The sequence below is a fragment of the Flavobacterium sp. UBA4854 genome (assembly GCF_002399805.1).
Lineage (GTDB): Bacteria > Bacteroidota > Bacteroidia > Flavobacteriales > Flavobacteriaceae > Flavobacterium > Flavobacterium ginsengisoli.
Genome location: NZ_DHEI01000155.1, coordinates 25,373 through 31,118, shown reverse-complemented (window position 1 = coordinate 31,118; position 5,746 = coordinate 25,373). Strand labels below are relative to the sequence as shown.

Sequence of the window (5,746 nt, the reverse complement as noted above, 5' to 3'; positions counted from 1 at the left end):
TTGGATGTTTTGGATAGAAATTCTGGCGCAGTTTTAAAACATTACAGCGCAAATGATGGACGAAGCGGACTTCATAGCAATTTTATCTTTTCTTTCTACGAAATGAAAAACAAGGAACTGATTGTCGTAACAACATCGGGACTTTACCGCTACAACGAACAAGCCGATAATTTTGAAATACTAAAGTTCTTTCCAGAAACGTATCATTATACCAATATGAAGGAAGACAGCGATGGCAATCTCTGGGCAGGAAGTTATCGTGACGGATTGTTATTTTATAATCCGAAAACCAAGAAAAAAGAGGTTTTTACCTATGATTATAAAAATCCGAATGGAATAAGCAACAATACTATCAACGCCATTTTTGAAGACAGTTTTAAAAATCTGTGGATCGCCACCGAAAACGGATTGAATCTTGTAAACAGACAGAATCATACTTTTACCAAATTCACAACCAAAAACGGAATGCCGAGCAATGTTTTCTATTCTATTTTGGAAGACGATTCTAAAAATCTCTGGCTGACAACTTCTAAAGGTTTGGTAAAATTTGGTCCAGATCATAAAACCATCAAGATTTTTACCACCGCAAACGGATTACTGAGCGATCAATTCAATTACAATTCGGCTTTTAAAGATGCAAACGGCGATATGTATTTTGGAAACCTAAACGGAATGATCAGTTTTAATCCGAAGCACTTTAGCAAAAACAAATACACGCCTTTTATTTACATTACCAATCTTCAAATTAACAATAAGGATATCGAGGTTAACAGCCCCGACTCTCCTATTTCGCAATCTATCTCGTTTGTGGACGAATTGGAGCTCAACAACAATCAGTCAACCTTTAATCTGGAATTTGCTTCTTTAAATTATACGGCGCCAGAATTGACAGAATATTGGTTTCAGCTCGAAAACGTCAATAATGATTGGGTTTATTTAGGAAGGAACAACAAAGTTTTCTTTACCGAACTGGCTCCTGGGGATTATGTTTTTAAAGTAAAATCATTGAATAGTTTTGGGGTTTGGAGTAAAGAAATAAAACTTAAAATTACCATTCTGCCTCCGTTTTACGCCAGCACTTATGCCTATATTCTGTACTTTATATTGTGCTGTGCTGGATTTTATTACATTATCCGCTATTCTCAAAATCTGACTCAGATTAAGAATAACCGCAAAATAAAGCATCTAAACGACGAAAAAGAAAAAGAAATCTATCAGGCAAAAATTGACTTTTTTACCAATGTAGCGCACGAAATCAGAACGCCTTTGACTTTAATTAAAGGTCCGCTAGAAAAGCTTTTGGGAATGAAATACGAATCGGAAGAAGTGCCTCAGCATCTTTCGATTATGAAGAAAAATACTTCGCGCCTATTAAAACTGGTAAATGAATTGCTTGATTTTAGAAAATCGGAAATTGGCGGTTTGAAATTGACTTTCGTCGAAGCGAATATTTCTTCGATGGTTCGCAATTTTCATTTGAGGTTCAGCCAATTAATTGAAGAACGCGGATTGGAATTTGACTTGGAATTGGGCGAAAAAGACATTCATGCTTTTGTAGATAAAGAAGCTTTCAAAAAGATTTTGAGTAATTTGATCAACAATGCGATTAAATATTCAAACAAAAAGGTTTCCATTTCTTTATTTAGAGATGAAAAGAAACTTCATTTGATAGTAAAAAATGATGGAAACATCATTCCGATTCATTTAAAAAACAAAATCTTCGAACCGTTTTTCAGAGTTGATGATAGCAGTACGGCTTCAGGAACTGGAATCGGGCTTTCGTTAGCACATTCTTTGGCGCAATTGCATAACGGAAGTTTAGAATTGATTGAAGATGCTAATTACAATATTTTCGAGCTGGTTGTTCCTTTGCATCAGGAAGAAGAATTTATGCTTTATGCCGATGCTGAAAAAGAACAGACAGAAAATGAAACGCCAAAAGAAGCTGTTGAAATTAAAAACGAAAAAGCGCAGGTTTTGGTTGTAGAGGATAATGAAGATCTTTTGAGTTTTATTACTACCGAATTGGCTGGAACATACACGATTTTAAAAGCAGAAAATGGCGAAGAAGCACTCAAAATCATTCATAACGAAAATATCCAACTTGTAATTTCAGATGTGACGATGCCCGTTATGGACGGAATTACAATGTGCAAAAAGATTAAAACCAATCTGGAAACGAGTCATATTCCGGTTATTTTATTGACTGCCAAAAATTCGCTAAAATCTCAAATCGACGGACTTGAAGTTGGTGCCGACGCTTATGTGGCAAAACCTTTTTCTATGGATTACCTGAAAGTACAAGCAAACAACTTGATTGAAAACCGCAGACAGATTATGAATTATTATGCGAGTTCTCCCCTTTCTCACATTAAAAGCATTGCTCACAACAAAACTGATGAAAAGTTCCTGAAAAAACTCGACGACGAAATTCTTAAAAACATAACCGATCAGGATTTAAGTGTAGAATCGCTTGCCGAAATCATGAATATGAGCCGTTCGACTTTATACCGAAAAATTAAAGACATCACAAACTTGAGTCCGAACGAATTAATCAACATTGTGCGATTAAAAAGAGCCGCGGAGTTATTATTAAACGAAAACTACAAAATGTACGAAATCGCAGAAATGGTGGGTTATAAATCGCAAACTAGCTTTGGGCGAAACTTCCAAAAACACTTTAATATGTCGCCAACAGATTATATCAATGCGAATAGATAATTAGATAATGTGCCAATTAGATAATTAGTCAATTCCTCTCATTCTCTAATTGACACATTCATTTAATTCCTAATAGTTGATACAATTCTTCCATTGACTGTAAGATTCCTAAAGTTGTATATGATGCGCCATTGATGACGAATTTCAGATAATCGCCTTGCGCTTCTACATAAAGAATTTTAATCAAAAGTATATCCAGAATATATCAATTAAAATTGTAATCGGTAGAACACATGATCTGCTCGGTGAAAATGTTGTTATTTAAAAAAATGTTCCGTAGGAACATCTCATCGGTAGAAAAGATTATGTTTTTAAATCATTTCACGTTCCGTAGGAACGTTTGGTTGGTTTCATAATTTTTTATCATTTAAAATATCAAACGTTCCTACGGAACGTAAATTGGGATGTATAATATTTTTTTTCTACCGACGAAACATTCCTACGGAATGATAACACCTATTAAATATTAAGAGTTGAATTCAATTTAAGATAAACCGTTAATTAGAAAATGTGCCAATTAGATAATTACTCTCATTATCTAATTGGCACATTTTCTAATTGACACATTTACTAATTTCTACCACATATATTTCAAAATCAAACGCGCATTAAACGGCGTTCCTGCTGTAAAATGAATTTCTTCAACAGGATCCGTTTCATTTGCCAATCTTGATTCGGTTAAGAATTGTGTTTCTTTCCATTTGGTGTTGAAAACATTGTCGATGTTTACGCCAATCGAAACTTTCTTAATCTGATAATTTACAGAGAAATCGGTAATGCAATAGCCTTTTGCTACAACCGAATTGTCTTCGTTTGCTGGTCTGTCTCCTAAGAAACGAGTTCTTATGCTTCCTGAGAAACCTTTTAGATCTTTTACCGAAATTCCGTTCATTAAAGTATTTTTTGGCGCCAATGGCAGATAATCATTTCCTTTAGGCTCATCTATTGCTCTTGCGTGCGTGTACGTATAATCGGTATTCCAGAACAACCAATTGGTCAATTGATATCTGAAGCCAAAATCGAAACCTTTTCTTTCTGTTTTTCCGCTTGGTTCAACAACCGCTTCGTCTCCAACATAAACAAATTCCTGCGCCAAATACAAATACCAAATTGCCGAATTAATAATCATACGTGGAAAAGGCTTCCAGTTAATTCCTAAATCTGCTCCGTAGGTTTCTGGAAGAATTTTTTTCCCTTTTTGCGCCACTACTACACGCGTATCGTTGCTATGAAATCCTTTTCCTAATTTCAAGAAATAGTTTAATTTATCATTTTGAGTATACAAAAAGTTCAGTTTTGGACTCACAATTGCTTTTGTCTGTGTCTGATTCGTGTACGTTGCCGCCAATTGATCTTCGTAGCCAAATTTGAAATAATCTAAACGCAAACCTCCATTTACCAGCCATTTTCCTGATGTAAAATCAAGACTTGAATACGTAAATAAATTGGTCTGATTTACAGTCCCTAAACTCAAATACTCTAAAACTGTTTTTCTGTTTAATGTATGAGACAACTCGACATCTTTATTATTATCGTTTCGAAGTCCAGCGCCCAATTTAAAACGCCATTGATTGTTTAATTTCTGATCGTATTCCGACTGAAAACCTACGATCGTTCTATTTTCTTTCTGTTTGATTTGATCGCCATTTACAGGATCATTTAAAAAAAAAGTAAAATTAGAATACAGTTCAAAATCATATTTGCTTAAATAAGCACTGCTTTTAATATGCGTATTTTCGTCAATTTTTGCATCATATTGCAGATTGAAATTGGTTCTATCGGTATTTCCGCCTTCGTTAGAATCGATTGCTCCGAAATGCGAAATGGTTCCATCGTTTACAGCACGATCTGGAATTTGTCCACTAGCATCCCATTGACTTTTAAAATGCGAAACCGAAATAGCTAAACGATCTCCATTTTCCATTTTAGCATTGTATTTTCCGAATAAATTAATTCGGTTAAAGTTCTGCGGAGCATCAAAATAACCATCTGTCATCATGTATTCTCCCGCAAAATAAGCCGACTGGTTTTCTTTATTCAACAAATTGAACATGGCCACAGTACGAAAAGTATCAAACTGTCCGCCTTCAAAAGAAATAGAGCTATTTTGCAACGCATTTTTAGTATTAAAACCAACATATCCAGCAGTTGTAAAATCGCCTTTATCTGCAAAATAAGCACCTTTATCAAAATCAATATTATCAACCGTTTCCGGAATTACAAAATGCAAATCAGAATATCCTTGTCCATGTGCGTGCGAAACCATATTTACGGGCATTCCGTCTACGGTAATATTGATATCAGTTCCGTGATCGCAGTCAAAACCTCTTAAGAAAATCTGTTCTGCTTTTCCTCCACCCGCATGCTGACCGATGAAAAGTCCTGGAACTTTACGCAATAAATCCTGAGAATTTGAAATAGGCTGAATTTCAAAATCAATTTTAGAAATCGTATTCAGATATTTTAGATTATTGCCAATCTTAACTTCTTCTAGCAAAAATGGCTTTTCCTCTAATAAAATCGTCAGAAAATCTAAAGAAGCTAGTTTTATTTTTTGAGTAGAAAATCCTTTTTTGGTAATAACCAAACTATCATTTACCTGCACGCCTTCTAAGGTAAACTTTCCGTTTACATCGCTATGTGCGTGTGTTTTTGAATTTAGGTTTCGAATTAAAACTTCTGATGATGCTTTTCCGTCAGCGTCGTTTACAATACCATTTAGAGATTGAGCATTAATTGCAAAAGAAAAAATAAAGAGGATAAAGGAGAATAAGAACTTCATTGCTATTTTGATAATTATTGGGGTACTATGAACACAAAAATAGCATAATTAAAAGAATAACCATAAAAAAAGCTCTAAATCAAAAATTTAGAGCTTTTCTATTATAGTAAACCTTTTACTTTGAGAAAATTAATCCCATTTATTGGTTTTAGAAACGGCATATTTACCAGCTCCTGTAAAGAACAATGCTAGAGCACCAAACAGATAAAGCCCTAATAATTCTAAAGCATAACCTCCATGATC

General features: G+C 34.5%; 2 protein-coding genes and 1 pseudogene. 1 reads left to right on the top strand and 2 read right to left on the bottom strand.

Going from position 1 to position 5,746, the window contains the following annotated elements; all coding sequences use genetic code 11:
- The coding region (locus B3J44_RS22395; RefSeq protein WP_286971535.1) for a hybrid sensor histidine kinase/response regulator transcription factor at positions 1 to 2,721 on the top strand (2,721 nt) is incomplete at its 5' end.
- A gap of 577 nt (positions 2,722 to 3,298) precedes the next feature.
- Here B3J44_RS22395 and B3J44_RS22390 read toward each other — a convergent pair.
- Positions 3,299 to 5,503 carry a TonB-dependent receptor gene (locus B3J44_RS22390; RefSeq protein WP_286971533.1) on the bottom strand — a complete coding sequence of 735 codons (2,205 nt, stop codon included), beginning with the start codon at positions 5,501 to 5,503 and terminating at the stop codon, positions 3,299 to 3,301.
- A gap of 129 nt (positions 5,504 to 5,632) precedes the next feature.
- A pseudogene (locus B3J44_RS22385) lies at positions 5,633 to 5,746 on the bottom strand (DoxX family protein); the annotation flags it as partial.